This is a genomic window from Intestinibaculum porci, assembly GCF_003925875.1.
Classification (GTDB): domain Bacteria; phylum Bacillota_I; class Bacilli_A; order Erysipelotrichales; family Coprobacillaceae; genus Intestinibaculum; species Intestinibaculum porci.
In genome coordinates this window covers 1,695,770-1,711,883 of the sequence record NZ_AP019309.1, presented here as the reverse complement: position 1 = coordinate 1,711,883, position 16,114 = coordinate 1,695,770, and the positions used below count along the sequence as shown (strand labels likewise).

General features: G+C 40.9%; 20 protein-coding genes. All 20 read left to right on the top strand.

Annotation, left to right across the window (positions count from 1 at the left end):
* Window positions 1-156 precede the first annotated feature (156 nt).
* The 20 genes from SG0102_RS08250 (at window position 157) to SG0102_RS08155 (ending at window position 15,928) form a co-directional block, all read left to right on the top strand.
* On the top strand, window positions 157-618 hold the full coding sequence (locus tag SG0102_RS08250) for a ribosome maturation factor RimP (protein ID WP_125119504.1): 462 nt from the start codon (window positions 157-159) through the stop codon (window positions 616-618).
* Between the two features lie 18 nt (window positions 619-636).
* Entirely contained in the window at window positions 637-2,019 is a 1,383-nt protein-coding gene (gene nusA / locus SG0102_RS08245) for a transcription termination factor NusA (protein WP_125119503.1), read from the top strand.
* A gap of 13 nt (window positions 2,020-2,032) precedes the next feature.
* On the top strand, window positions 2,033-2,287 hold the full coding sequence (rnpM, locus tag SG0102_RS08240) for an RNase P modulator RnpM (protein WP_125119502.1): 255 nt from the start codon (window positions 2,033-2,035) through the stop codon (window positions 2,285-2,287).
* Window positions 2,259-2,576: a L7Ae/L30e/S12e/Gadd45 family ribosomal protein gene (locus tag SG0102_RS08235; protein WP_231999766.1), complete on the top strand. Its 318-nt coding sequence runs from the start codon at window positions 2,259-2,261 to the stop codon at window positions 2,574-2,576. The genes rnpM and SG0102_RS08235 overlap by 29 nt, the downstream gene beginning before the upstream one ends.
* A 2-nt stretch (window positions 2,577-2,578) precedes the next feature.
* Window positions 2,579-4,441 (top strand): translation initiation factor IF-2, encoded by a 1,863-nt coding sequence (infB, locus tag SG0102_RS08230; RefSeq protein ID WP_125119500.1) that lies wholly within the window; start codon window positions 2,579-2,581, stop codon window positions 4,439-4,441.
* Window positions 4,441-4,779, top strand: coding sequence for a 30S ribosome-binding factor RbfA (gene rbfA, locus SG0102_RS08225; protein ID WP_125119499.1), 339 nt, complete (start codon window positions 4,441-4,443; stop codon window positions 4,777-4,779). The genes infB and rbfA overlap by 1 nt, the downstream gene beginning before the upstream one ends.
* 70 nt (window positions 4,780-4,849) lie before the next feature.
* A complete protein-coding gene (gene nagA / locus SG0102_RS08220) occupies window positions 4,850-5,977 on the top strand; it encodes an N-acetylglucosamine-6-phosphate deacetylase (protein ID WP_231999765.1) in 1,128 nt (375 codons plus the stop codon).
* 13 nt (window positions 5,978-5,990) lie between these two features.
* Window positions 5,991-6,866, top strand: coding sequence for an aldose 1-epimerase family protein (locus SG0102_RS08215; protein WP_125119497.1), 876 nt, complete (start codon window positions 5,991-5,993; stop codon window positions 6,864-6,866).
* 121 nt (window positions 6,867-6,987) lie between these two features.
* On the top strand, window positions 6,988-7,470 hold the full coding sequence (locus SG0102_RS08210; protein ID WP_125119496.1) for a hypothetical protein: 483 nt from the start codon (window positions 6,988-6,990) through the stop codon (window positions 7,468-7,470).
* Window positions 7,467-8,174 (top strand): pseudouridine synthase, encoded by a 708-nt coding sequence (locus SG0102_RS08205; protein WP_125119495.1) that lies wholly within the window; start codon window positions 7,467-7,469, stop codon window positions 8,172-8,174. Before SG0102_RS08210 ends, SG0102_RS08205 begins: the two co-directional genes overlap by 4 nt.
* Before the next feature lie 24 nt (window positions 8,175-8,198).
* Window positions 8,199-8,867 carry a tRNA (guanosine(46)-N7)-methyltransferase TrmB gene (gene trmB / locus SG0102_RS08200; RefSeq protein WP_125119494.1) on the top strand — a complete coding sequence of 223 codons (669 nt, stop codon included), beginning with the start codon at window positions 8,199-8,201 and terminating at the stop codon, window positions 8,865-8,867.
* Complete coding sequence (locus SG0102_RS08195) at window positions 8,845-9,165, top strand: thioredoxin family protein (RefSeq protein ID WP_125119493.1); 321 nt, start codon at window positions 8,845-8,847, stop codon at window positions 9,163-9,165. The genes trmB and SG0102_RS08195 overlap by 23 nt, the downstream gene beginning before the upstream one ends.
* A 31-nt stretch (window positions 9,166-9,196) precedes the next feature.
* Complete coding sequence (locus SG0102_RS15695) at window positions 9,197-10,054, top strand: hypothetical protein (RefSeq protein WP_231999763.1); 858 nt, start codon at window positions 9,197-9,199, stop codon at window positions 10,052-10,054.
* The gene (gene acpS / locus SG0102_RS08185; RefSeq protein ID WP_179951162.1) at window positions 10,054-10,386 is read left to right on the top strand and encodes a holo-ACP synthase; all 333 of its coding nucleotides are present in this window, start codon (window positions 10,054-10,056) and stop codon (window positions 10,384-10,386) included. Before SG0102_RS15695 ends, acpS begins: the two co-directional genes overlap by 1 nt.
* Before the next feature lie 87 nt (window positions 10,387-10,473).
* Window positions 10,474-10,794 (top strand): hypothetical protein, encoded by a 321-nt coding sequence (locus SG0102_RS08180; RefSeq protein WP_125119492.1) that lies wholly within the window; start codon window positions 10,474-10,476, stop codon window positions 10,792-10,794.
* A 9-nt stretch (window positions 10,795-10,803) separates the two neighbouring features.
* The gene (gene lepA / locus SG0102_RS08175; protein ID WP_125119491.1) at window positions 10,804-12,609 is read left to right on the top strand and encodes a translation elongation factor 4; all 1,806 of its coding nucleotides are present in this window, start codon (window positions 10,804-10,806) and stop codon (window positions 12,607-12,609) included.
* A gap of 101 nt (window positions 12,610-12,710) precedes the next feature.
* Window positions 12,711-14,819: a peptidoglycan D,D-transpeptidase FtsI family protein gene (locus SG0102_RS08170; protein WP_125119490.1), complete on the top strand. Its 2,109-nt coding sequence runs from the start codon at window positions 12,711-12,713 to the stop codon at window positions 14,817-14,819.
* Window positions 14,820-14,895: 76 nt separating this feature from the next.
* Window positions 14,896-15,045, top strand: coding sequence for a 50S ribosomal protein L33 (gene rpmG / locus SG0102_RS08165; protein WP_125119489.1), 150 nt, complete (start codon window positions 14,896-14,898; stop codon window positions 15,043-15,045).
* Window positions 15,046-15,084: 39 nt separating this feature from the next.
* Window positions 15,085-15,696 (top strand): MBL fold metallo-hydrolase, encoded by a 612-nt coding sequence (locus SG0102_RS08160; RefSeq protein WP_125119488.1) that lies wholly within the window; start codon window positions 15,085-15,087, stop codon window positions 15,694-15,696.
* Window positions 15,697-15,733: 37 nt separating this feature from the next.
* Window positions 15,734-15,928, top strand: coding sequence for a hypothetical protein (locus SG0102_RS08155; RefSeq protein WP_125119487.1), 195 nt, complete (start codon window positions 15,734-15,736; stop codon window positions 15,926-15,928).
* Window positions 15,929-16,114 lie beyond the last annotated feature (186 nt).

Sequence of the window (16,114 nt, the reverse complement as noted above, 5' to 3'; positions counted from 1 at the left end):
ATACTTGTTGTGGGTCTTTTTTTAAGAAAAGATCGAGATAATTATCGAAGAGGGCTTTTTGTCAGGCCATTTGACTTACACCTCGCGTTATGTTATAGTGTTATTGCATTCAACGAGAGGGGCAACCCTCTCGTTCTTTTGTGAAATGGAGGATCTATGTTAGAAAAAATTAAAGAAGCAATCGTTCCTTTAATTGAGGCGCAGGACTGTTACCTCGATGACCTGGTGTACGAACAGGAAAAAGGGGAATGGTATTTACGCGTTTATATTGAAAAGAATAATGGCAGCCTCGATATGGATACATGTGTGGCCGTCAGTGAAGCCGTGAGTGAGAAACTGGATCAGCTTGATGTGATCAAAGATGAATATTATTTAGAAGTTTCTTCACCAGGTATTGAAAAACCATTAAGAAACTGGGATCAGGTCGTCAAGGCCGTCAATGATTATGTTCATATTGATTTTAAAGATCCTAAGGAAGGTCTGCACGAAGTGGAAGGGACCATCTTAAGTGCAGAAGATCAAACAATTACCCTACAGTATTTTGTCAAAGGCCGGAAGAAGAAAATTGTCGTGCCTTATGATAATGTACGTTTTATAAGATTAGCTGTGAAGTTTTAATAGGAGGAGTAATAACCAATGGCTAAAGTCAAAGAAACGAAAAGCGCTAAAAATTTTATTAAAGCGTTAAATGCATTAGAGGAAGAAAGAGGGATCTCTAAACAGACCGTTCTTGATGCCTTAAGTGAAGCATTAGAAAAATCTTATAAGAAAAACTATTTAGGCCCTGATTCGATCGTCAAAGTTAATATTGATGATGTCACTGGCAAGATCGAATTATTCGAAATTAAACATGTCGTTGATGATGTCATGGACGAAGATTATGAATTAAGTGAAGAAGAAGCGCAGGAAATCGATCCTAAATATCATGTTGGTGATGATGTTGTCACAGAAGTCTCACCAGATGTATTTGGCCGCTTAGCTGCGATCCAGACGAAACAGATCTTACGTCAGAAGATTCGTGAAGCAGAAAAAGAAGCTTTATACAATGAATATGTGGATAAGAAAGATGATATCATTACCGGGATTGTCGACCGCGTGGAAGAACGTTTTGCGATCATTAATATCGGTAAGACGGGTGCTTTATTACCAGTTAAAGCGCAGATCCCTGGTGAAAAACTAACCGAAGGTCAGCATTTAAAAGTTTATGTTTCGGCGGTTGATAAGAATACTAAGGGTACACATATCGCTGTCTCAAGAACGGAACCAGGTTTAGTGAAACGTTTATTTGAAGCAGAAGTACCAGAAATCTATGACGGTACTGTGGAAATTAAATCCGTTGCCCGTGAAGCCGGTGAACGATCAAAAATTGCCGTTTATACAGCTAACCCAGATATTGATCCAATTGGTTCATGTGTCGGCCCTAAGGGCACCCGCGTGCAGAATGTCGTCAATGAATTAAATGGTGAAATGATCGATATCGTTGAATGGAATGAAGATCCTGTTGTTTTCATTTCTAATGCGTTATCGCCAGCGAAAGTGTCACATGTGAAATTAAACAAAGAAGACAATTCTGCATTAGTTGTTGTGCCTGATGATCAGTTATCATTAGCCATCGGTAAAAAAGGTCAGAATGCTCGTTTAGCTGTTCATTTAACAAACTGGAAGATCGATATTAAATCCCAGTCAGAAGTCGCTGAAGAAGGTATTGATTTAAGTGACAATGATGATCAGGATGATTTATTAGCAATGATGGCTGGTGAAGGTCATGACGAATCCTTTGACAGTGATGAATCATTCGACACGGATGAATCATTTGATGATAACGAATCATTTGATGATGAAGATGACGGTGTTAAAATCGACATTGAAGCATTAAGAGAAGCGAATGAAGAAAAAGATACGGATTATGTCAAAGTGATCTCTGAAGATGATGATGAAGAATCAGAAGAGAAACCTGATTATGATCCAAAATATGATGAAGATATCGATTACGATGAATATGATAAATATTATGACTAATTGAGGTGGTTACATGAAAAAAGTACCATTACGAAGATGCGTCGCAACCGGGGAACAGCTTCCTAAAAAAGAGCTGATCCGGATTGTCAAAAATAAAGAAGGAGACGTGTTCGTCGATCCCACTGGCAAAGCCAATGGCCGCGGCGCTTATTTAAAACGCAGCCAGGAAGCGATTGACTTAGCCAAAAAGAAGGGCATCTTAAAACGCTCTTTAGGGGTTGAAATTCCCGATGAGATCTATGACGAACTCGCAAAATATGTCAGCTGATATTTTAAATTATATCGGCTTGGCGGCAAGGGCGCGCAAAGTCGCGACCGGAGAAACCGCCTTAAAGGCAATTCAAAGCAAGAAGGCTTCTTTCGTCATTATCGCTAGCGACGCAAGCGATAATACGAAAAAGAAGTTTTCTGATAAATGTAAGTTCTATGATGTCGATTATGTCATCTGGAACAGTGCAGACGCATTGTCACATGCGATTGGGAAAAATAACCGCATGGTTATAGCCATTCTTGATCGGGGCTTTGCGCAGAAATTAAAAGAAAAGTTAGGAGGTTAATTATGGCGAAAAAAACAAAGAACAACAAAAAGGGACATAACAGTAACAATAAAAACAAAAAGAAAACGGGTGCCAGCTTCCCTAACAAAAAAGATGATAAGAAACTGCTCAATGATGGCATTTGTGAATATGAAGACGGTGTCACAGTTGAAGAATTAGCAGAAAAATTAGGTAAAACACCAGCGGAAGTCATCAAAGTCTTATTCATGTTAGGAACGATGGTGACCATCAACTCTTCATTAAATGATGAACAGGTCGAATTGATCTGTCTGGAATACGGTTATGAAGCGAAGAAGGTTAATAATGCCTCTGCATTAAACTTCGAAGATATGGATATCGTTGATGATCCTGCGGATTTACAGCCAAGACCACCAGTTGTCACAATTATGGGACATGTCGATCATGGGAAAACAACTTTGCTTGACCATATCCGTAAATCGCGTGTAGCCGAAGGTGAATTTGGTGGTATTACGCAGCATATCGGGGCTTATCAGGTACCAGTGAATGGCAAGAAGATTACCTTCTTAGATACGCCAGGTCATGAAGCGTTCACAGCGATGCGTGCGCGCGGGGCACAGTGTACCGATATCGTTATTATCGTCGTAGCGGCTGATGATGGGGTTATGCCTCAGACACGTGAAGCCGTTGACCATGCGAAAGCAGCCAATGTACCAATCATCGTTGCGGTCAATAAGATCGATAAGGAAGGCGCTGATCCTGACCGTATTAAAAATGAAGTCTCAGAACTGGGCCTATTACCAGAAGACTGGGGCGGAGATGTACCTTACTGTAATATCTCAGCGAAAAAAGGCATTGGGATTACGGAATTATTAGAAACCGTCATCATCGTTGCGGAAATGGCTGAATTAAAAGCGAATCCAAAACGTTTAGCTTTAGGGACAGTTGTTGAAGGCCGCTTAGATCGTGGCCGTGGCCCGGTAGCGACGTTATTAGTTCAGAACGGGACTTTACATGCCGGTGATCCAATCGTTGTTGGTTCAACGTTCGGGCGTGTGCGTCAGATGTTAAATGATTCAGGACGCTCTTTAAAAGATGCTGGACCAGCTACACCAGTGGAAATTACTGGTTTAAATGATGTTCCAGAAGCTGGGGATAAATTTATGGTCTTCCCATCAGAAAAAGAAGCTCGTCGAATCGGTGAAGAACGTGCGAAGATCAAACAGGAAAAAGAAAGAAATACTTCTTCAGCGATGTCTTTAGACGATTTATTCAATCAGATCAAAGAAGGCGAAGTGGCCAACTTAAATGTCATCGTTAAAGCGGATGTCAACGGGACTGCGGAAGCGGTGCGTTCATCATTAGAAAAGATTGATATCGAAGGGGCTAAAGTCAATGTGATTCGCTCTACTGTCGGGGCAATCTCAGAATCTGATGTCCTCTTAGCGAGCGCTTCAAAAGCGATTATTTATGGCTTCAATGTCCGTCCGGATGCTAATGTGCGTCGTAAAGCGGAAGAAGAAGGCGTAGAAATTCGTTTACATAATGTCATCTATAAGATGGTTGAAGAAATTGAAGCTGCCATGAAGGGTATGTTAGCTCCTGAATTAGAAGAAGTTGTCACTGGTCAGGCTGAAATCCGTCAGATTTACAAAGTTTCTAAACTTGGTAATATCGCTGGCTGCTATGTCACTGATGGGGTGATCAAACGTAACAGCGGCGTCCGTCTGATTCGTGATGGGGTTGTCGTTTATGAAGGTAAATTATCATCATTAAAACGTTTCAAAGATGATGCGAAGGAAGTCGCTCAGGGCTTTGAATGTGGGCTGATGATTGAAAACTTTAATGATATCAAGGAAGGCGATATCGTTGAAGGCTATATTATGAAAGAGGTAGAAAGAGCTTAATGGCCAATCAAGTCAAAGTATCACGAACGAATGCCTTGATTCTCCGTGAACTGTCGCTGATTTTACGTGATGAAGTCAAAGACCCAGCCGTGAAAACCGTGACCGTTACGGCCGTTGAATGTACGAATGATTTATCCATTGCGAAAGTCTATGTTTCTTTTATGGAACATAATAAACGCTCAATGGAAGCGTTAGAACGTTCAAAAGGCTTTATTCGTTCAAAATTATCAAAAACATTACCGCTTCGTAAATGTCCGGAATTACATTTCGTACAGGATGAGTCCATTCAGTATGGCAATCATATTGATGAACTGTTAGCCAATTTACATAAGAAGTAGGATCAGGGAGGGAAAATTTCCTCCCTTTTGTTTTGCGCTATGCTATAATGGCGATAGGAGGAATATTATTATGTTATGTATTAAAAATGGAAACGTTCTTCTTGAAGATGATATTGCCCAGGTCAATATTATTGTCAGTGAGGGGCGAATCGTGGCCTTAAGCCATGACGTGCCAGATGGTGCGCAGGTTTTTGATGCCAAAGGTTATTATGTTTCCCCAGGTTTTATCGACTTGCATACTCATGGTCGTAAAAACTGTGATACGATGGATGCCTTAGAGGATCATTTGCAGACGATCTCAGAGGCTAATCTCACCACTGGCTGTACGTCTTATCTGCCCACCACGATGACGATGCCCATTAGCGATGTCGCGCAGGCTATTGCGGCGGTCGCACGGGTCATGGGTCATGAAGCCGGTGCTCGTATTTTAGGGGTTCATATGGAAGGACCTTTTATTTCTGAAACGCATAAAGGCGCTCAGGATGCCAAAAATATCATTCCCGCTACGCTAGAAAACTTTTTAGCTTTAACTGGTGGTCATGACATTGTCAAGAAAATTACGTTAGCCCCAGAAAATGAAGGCGCAGACGTGCTTATTCGCGCATTATATGAAGAAGGCATCTCTGTTTCTGTCGGGCATAGCGATGCGACGTATGAGCAGGCGATGAAAGCTTTTGCCTTAGGCGCGAATTCCACCACCCATACGTTTAATGCGATGACGCCGTTAAAACACCGCGCTCCTGGTATTGTGGGGGCGGTCATGAATAGTCCTGATGTCTATGCGGAACTGATTTTAGATGGCAAACATGTTTATTGGCCATCGGCAAAAATCTTAGCGCGACTCAAAGGACCTGATCACTTATGTCTGATTACTGATTCCTTAGAATGTGCTGGCATGCCAGTGGGACAGTATATGCTTGGCGGTCAGAAGGTATGGGTCAAAGGTGGCCGCGCTGAGTTAGCAGATGGCACGATTGCCGGCAGTATTACCGGTCTTAATGAAGAAGTCAGAAATGCCGTCACTCACTTAAATATCCCACTCTTAACGGCTGTCAAAATGGCGTCGTACAATCCGGCGCGATCACTTCATATCAAAGACTTAGGTTTAATTAAAGAAGGTTTTATTGCCGATCTGATTCTTTTTGATGAAAACATTGATGTCAAAGCAGCGTTTGTGAAAGGACAAAAGAAATATTAGAAGAGGTACAAAGATGATTACATTACACAATGATTATTTAGAAGCACACTTAGATCCTAAAGGTGCGGAAATTGCGAAACTGATTGGTAAGCAGGATGGGATCAATTATATGTGGAAACAGGATCCGGCTTTATGGGGCCATAGTGCACCGGTCTTATTTCCGATTGTCGGAGCCTTAAAAGATGGCAAGACAGTCATTGAGGGCCACACTTATGAAATGAATCAGCATGGTTTTTCTCGTAACAGCACTTATGAGATTGTCGAAAGTGATGATACCCATGTCATCTTCCACTTAAGTGACAGTGAAGAAACGAAAAAGATGTATCCTTACGCTTTTGATTTATATGTCACTTATACATTAGCTGGCAACAGCTTAAAAGCGGCTTTCAAAGTAGAAAACAACAAAGAAGATCATATCTATTTCCAGATTGGCGGTCATCCCGCTTTTACCTGCCCATTTTTAGAAGGGGAAGCAGCCAATGATTACTATATCGAGTTCTCAGAAAACGAAACGCTGAGTCAGAAAGTGATTTATCCAGCGCGTGGCGGAATGAGTCATGAAACGAAACCATTCTTTGAAAATGAACGTCGCTTCTTTATCCGTCAGGCACTTTTCAACAGCGATGCGATTGTCATTCCGCATTTCAAGAGTGAATCTGTTTCTTTAAAATCATTAGTGAATGATAAAGTGCTGACATTCCATATGCATGGCTTTGATCATTTAGGTTTATGGACAAGCAAACATACCGGTGGTCTGTTGGCGATTGAACCATGGGTAGGTCATACGGATTATGTTGACTTTCATGGTGAATTTAAAGACAAAGAAAGCATTGTCACATTAAAGAAGGGCGAAAGCTTCAGCTGCGACTTTGCGATTGAAATCAAATAGTAAGAAAGAGGTGCTTCGGCACTTCTTTTTGCTTATCATAAAACGTATTTGCCCTTAAGTGAAATCAATAAATAAGCTTTAGTCATTAGAGATGTTATGTTATAATAAACGAGGTGGTACTATGAAAAAAGGAATCCTCTTGTTAACCTTATTTGTACTTTGTGGATGTACAACTTCTAAAAAGACATCCGACGCTTCAAGTACGCAGTTGCAAAACTATCGAAAAGCATTAAAGATTATAGAAAATACAAAGTCATTTTATGATTATTCTAAGGATTTCGAGACAAAACTCGTCTTTAGTAATATGGGAAAATACTATACCTATGATCTGATTGTTCATGATCCTAAGATCAAGATGTATAAGATCTCGGCGTTAGCTTATTCATCAGCCATTAAGGATCAGTATCATCCTAGTATTGGCATCTTTGATGAAGAAAGCTATACGATGGTTCCTGGATATGTTAATAAGAAAAAAGGGTATGTGAAAGGCTTTGACTTATCTGGTCGGGTTTATCGTAAGACCGCTATTCAAATGAGCCTGACATATTATACAAATAAAAAATACACCCATAAGGTAACGAGAGTCATTGAGGTAAAACCATGAGAATTGATAAACTATTAGCGCATGCCGGTTATGGCACGCGAAAAGAAGTAAAAAAGCTATTAAAAGACAAACGGGTCACCGTGAATGGCGAAGTGATTAAACAAGATCGCTTTCCGGTTGATCCGGCAACGGATCACATTACCGTTGATGAGGAAGCTGTCAATTACCAGGAAAAAGTTTACTTTATGCTCAATAAGCCGCAAGGTTATGTTTCGGCAACGATTGATAATGTCTATCCGACAGTTATCGATCTGATTGATGATGTGCATACCGACTTATTTCCCATCGGCCGTTTGGATGTCGATACGGAAGGTTTGCTCATTATCAGTAATGATGGCGCTTTAGGTCATCAGTTAACGTCTCCGAAATCGCATTGCCCCAAAACTTATGAAGTGATTTGTGATGGCGATGTGACAAAAGAGGATATTGCCTTGTTTGCCTCTGGCATGAGTTTAGATGATATGACCTGTCTGCCAGCCACATTAGAAGTTATTGACGTGCAAAAACATCTCTGTCATGTGACGATTATGGAAGGTAAGTTCCATCAGGTCAAAAGAATGTTCCTGAAAATCGGGAAACCAGTCCTTTTTTTAAAACGTATCAAGATGGGCAGCTTAACCTTAGATCCTAACTTAGAAGTTGGCTCTTATCGCCCTTTAACAGCCGAGGAAATCCATAGCCTCGCGCCTAAAACTATGGTATAATGATTTCTAGTTTTGGAGGTAGACATGAGATTAAGAAATAACCCAGACGCCTTGGATATTTTACAGGCCCATAGCGATCTCTGCTTTGTTAATCCTAAGGATATGGCAGGGAAATGGCATGACGTTTTTGGTAATGATCATCCTATTTTTATTGAAATTGGCATGGGCAAGGGAGACTTTATCCTGGAAAATGCAAGACGTTATCCTGATATTAACTTTATTGGTATTGAAAAATATACAACGGTTTGTGCGATTGCTTTAAACAAAGGCATTGAAGAGCATTTGCCTAACTTACGTTATATGAAAGAAGACGCGACCGTTTTACCAGAGGTTTTTGCCCCTGGAGAAGTGGCACAGATCTTCTTAAACTTCTCTGATCCATGGCCTAAAAAGCGCCATGCCAAGAGACGTTTAACTTATCCAACCTTCCTGGATATTTATAAAATATTATTAAAAGAGGAAGGGCATTTGGTCTTAAAAACAGATAACCGGGGGTTATTTGAATATTCCCTGGCTTCCTTTGCCAATTATGGTCTTTATTTTAATGATATCTGTTTAGACTTACATCATAGTGAAGGCTATGAAGACAACATTGAAACCGAATATGAAAGAAAGTTCGCACCGCGTGGACCTATTTACCGGGCGGATGTGATTTATAAGGAGAGAGAAAATGGATCACTTAACAAAGATTAATAGTGTGGAAGAATACGCACAGGCGATCAAACAGAAAGCCTGCGTGATGTTTAGTGCAACGTGGTGTCCGGATTGTACATATACGAAGATGTATATTGCGGACGTCGTTGAAAAGAACCCAGAATTCACGTTCTATTTAGTCGATCGTGATGAATTATTAGATTTATGTATTGAATTAGGCATTTTAGGGATTCCTTCCTTCATCACTTATGAAGATGGCAAGGAAACTGGAAGATTTGTGTCTAAATTAAGAAAAACCCAGGAAGAAGTGCAGCACTTCCTCGATTCAGTAAAGTAATGTAAGAGCGTAATGATGAGGTGAGAATATCATGAAGAATAATTTTGGATCTAAACTGAAGAACTGGTTATTAGGTAATGATGAAGACGATGAGGAAGATTTCCTTGATCCGATTTTAGAAGAGCGCCGGAAAGAAAAAGTGTCAACGCCGGTTTCTTATCAGGCGCCAGTCGAAGAGAAAAAACCGGCACCCGCGATCAAGCAGCCGGTTCGTGAAACGGTGAAAGAAGCGCCTCAGCAGGTCGCACCACAGGTCAATAAACCAAAACCTAAGCCAAAACCTGCGCCTGCTCCTAAACCAAAGAGCATGCCAGAGAAAAAAGTGAATAAACCTAAACAAAAAGCGCCCGCTGCGCCAGCGAAAGATACCTATGTCATGACACAGATCATCTCACCAATGAGCGGTGTCTCCGTTTCGGAAGAAGAAGCGCCAGTTATTCGCAAGAAGGCGAATCGTAAGAAAAAGTTCAAAATGAATAATGATGAACTGATTCCGGTGATCTCCCCAATCTTTGGACCAGAAGATGAAGAAGAGCAGGCGAGCGAAGTTAAGAAGGACAAGGCAGCGCCGGCTAAAGAAAAAACACCGGTGAAAACTGAAGCGCCAAAAAAGGCGAAAAAAGAATACAAACATGCGAAAAAAGAAGAAACACCACAGCGTAAGCCACAAAAGCCTGATGAAGTCATCAACAATGTGGAAGATCGTTTAAAAAATATCGCATCGCTAACCGAGCAGACCGAAGATGATATGAAAATCATCGAAGAAAGAACAGGAAAATTCAAATTAGACTTTAAAAAAGAGGATGACTCTTTAATTAATGAAGTCGATGACAATATGAGCTTAGATGAACTGATGAACCTTTATGAAAAGAAGTTTAAGAAAGAATAATGATTAAAGGTATTGGGACAGATATTCTCGATTTACGTCGACTCGATCTCGATAACGAAACCTTGATCAAGCATATTCTTTCACCACAAGAATATGCTTGTTTTCAAAAACTAAGCTCAGATAAACGAAGGCGAGAATACTTAGGCGGTCGCTTTGCCGGGAAGGAAGCGTATTTAAAAGCACTCCACACCGGCATTGGCGGCAAGCCTTTTCACGATATTGAGATCTTAAATCATGAGGATGGCGCACCCTATCTCAATGATGAGAAAGCGCAAATCTCGATCTCTCATGAAAAAGATTACGTCGTCGCCTTTGTCGTTATCGAAGAGTAGACAAAACGAGAAAAAAATCGTGAAAAACGACCTCGGTGCTTTGCGGGGATAACTTTATACCTTAAGCTAAGGGTGAGGTGATACCCTATGTTTAATCAGTTTTTTATTACCGGTATTTTAGTTTCCATGCCAAGCAGTCTTTCCCATCAAAATGATTATTTGATTTATCTGAAGGTCAAAAAGCCTTATGATGAATATGATCCTGCACATAATTATGTTAAGCTGCCCGTACTGCTTTGGCCGGGCTTAGCGAGGCGCATTAGTGATGAAGCAGTGGTCGGATCCATTTTAGAAGTGAAAGGACGCTTGTTAAACAAAGCCGAGGATGTGAATACCATTATTCTCAAAGCAGAGAGCTGTCAGGTTTTAGATTATGACTTACAGCAGCTGATGAAAAAGAAAAAGTAGGAGTACAATATGATAGATCAATCACTGATTAGAAACTTTTCCATCATTGCCCATATCGATCATGGAAAAAGCACTTTAGCCGATCGCATCTTACAGCTGACACATACTGTCAGCGATCGTGAGATGAAAGATCAGTTATTAGACAGTATGGAACTTGAACGGGAAAGAGGCATTACCATTAAGTTAAATGCCGTACAGTTACACTATACGGCGAAAGATGGCAAAACTTATCTCTTTCACTTAATCGATACACCGGGCCACGTCGACTTCTCTTATGAAGTATCGCGTTCCCTGGCAGCCTGTGAAGGGGCTGTCTTAGTTGTGGATGCGTCACAGGGCGTGGAAGCCCAGACGCTTGCCAATGTCTATTTAGCTTTAGACAACGACCTCGAAATCCTGCCCGTTATTAATAAAGTGGATTTGCCTAGTGCAGACGTTGATCGCACCATTCATGAAATCGAAGATGAAATTGGCTTACCCGCTGATGATGCACCGCGGATCTCCGCAAAAACCGGGTTAAACGTTCAGGATGTTTTAGAAGATATCGTGAAAAATGTCCCAGCCCCTCAAGGCAGCGTCAATAATCCCACTCAGGCGCTGATCTTCGATTCTTATTATGATTCTTATCGCGGTGTTATTATTATCGTCTGTGTGAAAGAAGGATCGATCAAAGTCGGTGATCATATTCACTTTATGGCAACCGATTCCGTCTATGAAGTGACAGAATTAGGGGTGCGTACACCTCATGAAGTCAAACAGGATGAATTAGTAACCGGGGAAGTCGGCTGGATCGCCGCTTCTATTAAAACAATTAAGGATGTTCATGTCGGTGATACTGTAACGACCATTGAAAATCCAGCCAGCGCCCCATTGCCTGGTTATAAGAAGATGAATCCAATGGTTTACTGCGGGCTTTATCCCGTTGATAATGCGCGTTACAGCGATTTACGCGAAGCCTTAGAAAAAGTCGAATTATCCGATTCCTCATTAGTCTTTGAACCAGAAACCTCTCAGGCTTTAGGTTTCGGGTTCCGCTGCGGCTTTTTAGGATTATTACATATGGATGTTATTGAAGAGCGATTAGAACGTGAATTCAATTTAGATTTGATCGCTACAGCTCCATCGGTTGTTTATCATGCCTATTTAACCGATGGCACGATGGTGGAAGTTGCCAATCCGGCGGAAATGCCTGATCCAACAACATTATCACGGATCGAAGAGCCCTATGTCAAAGCATCGATTATGACGCCAGAAGAATACATTGGGCCAATTATGGAATTATGTCAGAATAAGCGCGGGGAATATCAGGACATTGAATATCTCGATGATAACCGTCGTAATGTCATTTACTCCATCCCATTATCCGAAATTGTCTTTGACTTTTTCGATAAACTGAAATCATGTACAAAAGGTTATGCTTCTTTTGATTATGAATTAGAAGGCTATCGTCCGTCTAAACTGCAGAAGATGGATATCATGTTAAATGGGGAAGTGGTCGATGCGCTTTCAACGATTGTACACAAAGACTTCGCCTATGATCGTGGCCGTATTATCTGCAACAAATTAAAAGAATTAATTCCAAGGCAGCAGTTTGAAATTCCTGTCCAGGCCGCTTTTAACGGCAAGATTATTGCCCGTACGAACATTAAAGCTGTGCGTAAGAACGTTTTAGCAAAATGTTACGGAGGGGATATCAGCCGTAAGAAGAAACTGTTAGAAAAACAGAAAGAAGGGAAGAAGCGTATGAAAGCCGTGGGCTCTGTGGAAATTCCACAGGAAGCTTTTATGGCGATTCTTTCCGTTGATGATGAATAAAAATGAAGACCAGTGGTCTTCATTTCATCTTATCAAGACGCTTTTTATTGATATTTTATAGCGCTTCTATATAATAAGAAACGTAAACGAGGTGGAAAAGAATGTTTAAAAATAAACGCATTCGTTTTGAAGGCAGGAAAGAGTCTAACGAACAGATGCGTAACCAGGTCGATAAACTGGTCGCTCGGCGTTTTTATATCGTCATGGGGGTCATTGTCGTCTTTGGCTGCATCTTTGCGATCAGGCTTTTCAATGCCCAAATTCGTAACGCGGAATATTATGATGGGAAATTAGAACAGTATAACACCAACATGTTTAATGTTGATGCTGTTCGTGGTGAAATCACCGACCGTAATTATAAACAGTTAGTTTATAATAAGAATGTCATCTGTGCGACTTATTATTCAGTCAAAGGGATTAAGGATCAGGAAATCAAAGCGATTGTCCGTTTCTTAACGACCAACTGTAAAGTTGATATCTCTTCGGTCACAAAACGTGAAAAGAAAGATTATCTGATTATGAAGGATCCGAAATATGTCGAATCGTTAATTACCAAATCAGAAAAGAAAGCTTTAGAGAGTGATGATGATTACTCAACGAAGTACTATAACCTGGAATTAAAACGTATTAGTGATGATATCCTGAAAAAGAAATTATCCGATAATGATATCAAGTATTACAAATTGTATTCCACAATCAAACAGTGTACCTCAGGCTCTGCCGTGTTATTACAAGGGATCTCTGTTAAGGAAGCTAGTATCATTGCGGAAAACAGTACTTTATTAAGAGGAATTCAGGTCACGAGTGACTGGGAACGGGCCTTTGGCGTTTCCCTGATGCATCAGACCTTAGGCCGTCTGACAACTAAAAAGCAAGGGCTGCCAGCTACTTTAAAAGATCGTTTGTTGGCGTTAGATTATACCAACGATGCCCGCGTCGGGACTTCAGGAATTGAACAGTCCTATGAAGATATCCTTAAAGGGGTGCCTTCAACGTATCAGTTAACTTACGGAACAAATGGGACACCACAGGTATCACAGGTTTCCGAAGGGACGAACGGGGCGAATGTTCAGTTATCGATTGATTATGATATTCAGAAAAATATTTCTAATTATATCGATAAGCAGTTACAAGCGCATCGCGGTGAACCTTTTAATAAGCATATCTACTGTATCTTAGAAGATCCGAAAACGGGTGAAATTATTGCGATGGTCGGTCGTCAGATGGATCGGAAAACTGGCAAGATCATTGATTATTCAGCCGGTAACTACTATTCTGCTTATCTGATTGGTTCAACAATGAAAGCAGCGGTTGTCTATACGGCCTTTAAAAATCATGTTATTAAACCAAACCACTATGAATCTGACGGGCCGGAAGGGTTAAAGATTGCCGGCACGGCTACTAAGCATTCATGGCGTAAATCTGGTTTCGGAAACCTAACCGAAGTTTCCGCTTTTGCATATTCATCAAATATCTGGATGATGAAAGTTATTATCAAATTAGCTGGTGGTCATTATCAGTATAATCGTCCATTAAAAATCAATCCAATTGGCTTTACGAAATTAAGAAATGGGGCCGGTGAACTTGGTTTAGGCGTGAAGACCGGTATCGATATTAATGGTGAAGCGTTAGGCTACCGTGGTAAGGGAACCAATCCAGGGTTATTACTCAACTTCGCGATCGGTCAGTATGATACGTATACGAATGTGCAGTTAGCAACTTATGCAACGACCTTAGCCAATGGCGGTGTTCGTTTAAAACCACACCTTTATAAGAGCTCTTATACCGTTGATGATGATGGTGAAATCGTGACATTAAATCAGGCTAAAAAACAAGTAATGGATGATGTCAGTGATCACAAAACGGCCTTTGCGCAGATCAAAAAAGGGATGAAAGCCGTTGTCAGCTACGGAACTTTAGCATCACAGATGGCGGGCTTTAAGTACAATGTCTGGGCGAAAACCGGGACCGCTGAAGATTATAGCTATTCTTATCCAACCGATTATCCAAATCATATGGTCATCGGTTATGCCGGGAAAACGAATCCGGAAATTGTCTGCACGGTCATCGTTGAACGTCAGAAAGCCAATAACTCAGCGCCAGGCGTCTTCAAGTATGCCTTAACGCAGTACTTTGAAAAGTATGGCTACGGTGGTCAAAAACCAGCGAAAAAAGAAAAAGCAGCGACAACGACAAAGCAGTCAACGTAACTTTATAAAAAAGTTTTTGCATTTCGCGTATGTCTATGATATTATGTAAAGGCAATATTCACTGGAGGTGGAAATAATGAGAGAAAACGTTACTTATAAATGTACTGAATGTGGCGAAGAAAACTACATCGGCACTAAGAATAAGAGAACTCACCCTGAAAGACAGGAAATCAAAAAATACTGTCCTAGATGTCAGAAGAAAACAGTTCATAAAGAAAAGAAATAAGCCATATGGCTTATTTTTTTGTCTAAGGAGGTTTATATTATGATCGATCATTTAACCGTTGGCTTTATGCAAGAGAACACGTATCTGATCATGCGTGAGCAGGGCGTTATTATCGTTGATCCCGGCGCTGAATGTACAAAGATTAAAGCGGCTATTTCTAAGACGCAAAAGCCACTCATCGCAATTTTATTAACCCATGCCCATTTTGATCATATCGGCGCTGTCGACGAACTTTATGAGGCTTACCACTGTCCGATCTATGCGTCTTGTGAAGCCATCAATATGTCCCAAAACAGTTATACCAATTTGTCTGATCAGTTTACGCCCTTTACTTTATCGAGCCCGATCAAGACTTTACCAGATGAACTCAAACTATTAGATCTATCAATTGAAGTCATCAACACACCGGGTCATACAGATGGAGATGTCTGTTTTTATGTCCCTCAGGAAAAAGCCTTATTTACCGGTGATACATTATTTCAAGGCTCTGCCGGGCGGACCGATTTTCCAACCGGAAACCTTAGTACCCTAATGCATTCCTTAAAAGTGCTCAAAGAGTTACCATTTGACGCAACAGTTTATCCTGGGCATATGGGAACAACGACTTTAGATCAGGAACGCCAAACGAATGCATATTTCGCGCAGCTTTAAGCCCGTTGTGCTACAATAAAGCTAAGGAGGCGATGGTATGGTACCAGAACTTAAGACGTCTTCAAGGGAAGAGCGCGAAGCATTTATTAAAACCACTTATGCTTGTAAAGCAGACTGTGATGCCTGCGGGATCTGTGTCATGTTCCATAATAAAGATCCATTGATTGTCTTTAAAGACTACATTGCCGGCAATAAAACTTATGAAGAGATTTTATCTCTTTACCGCTATTGAGCCTAAATACAATGTCATTAAGTTAAGGGAAAACTGATGATTTCGGTCGTTAAGCTCTCCTAACTTATAAACATTGACAGGCTTTTTTTCTTCACATAATTCAGAATGCATGGAATAAGTTTGATGCATGTGAGGATAACATCAAAGGAATCACCCGGCGCCCCTGCACAGGTGCCGGCTCTGCGC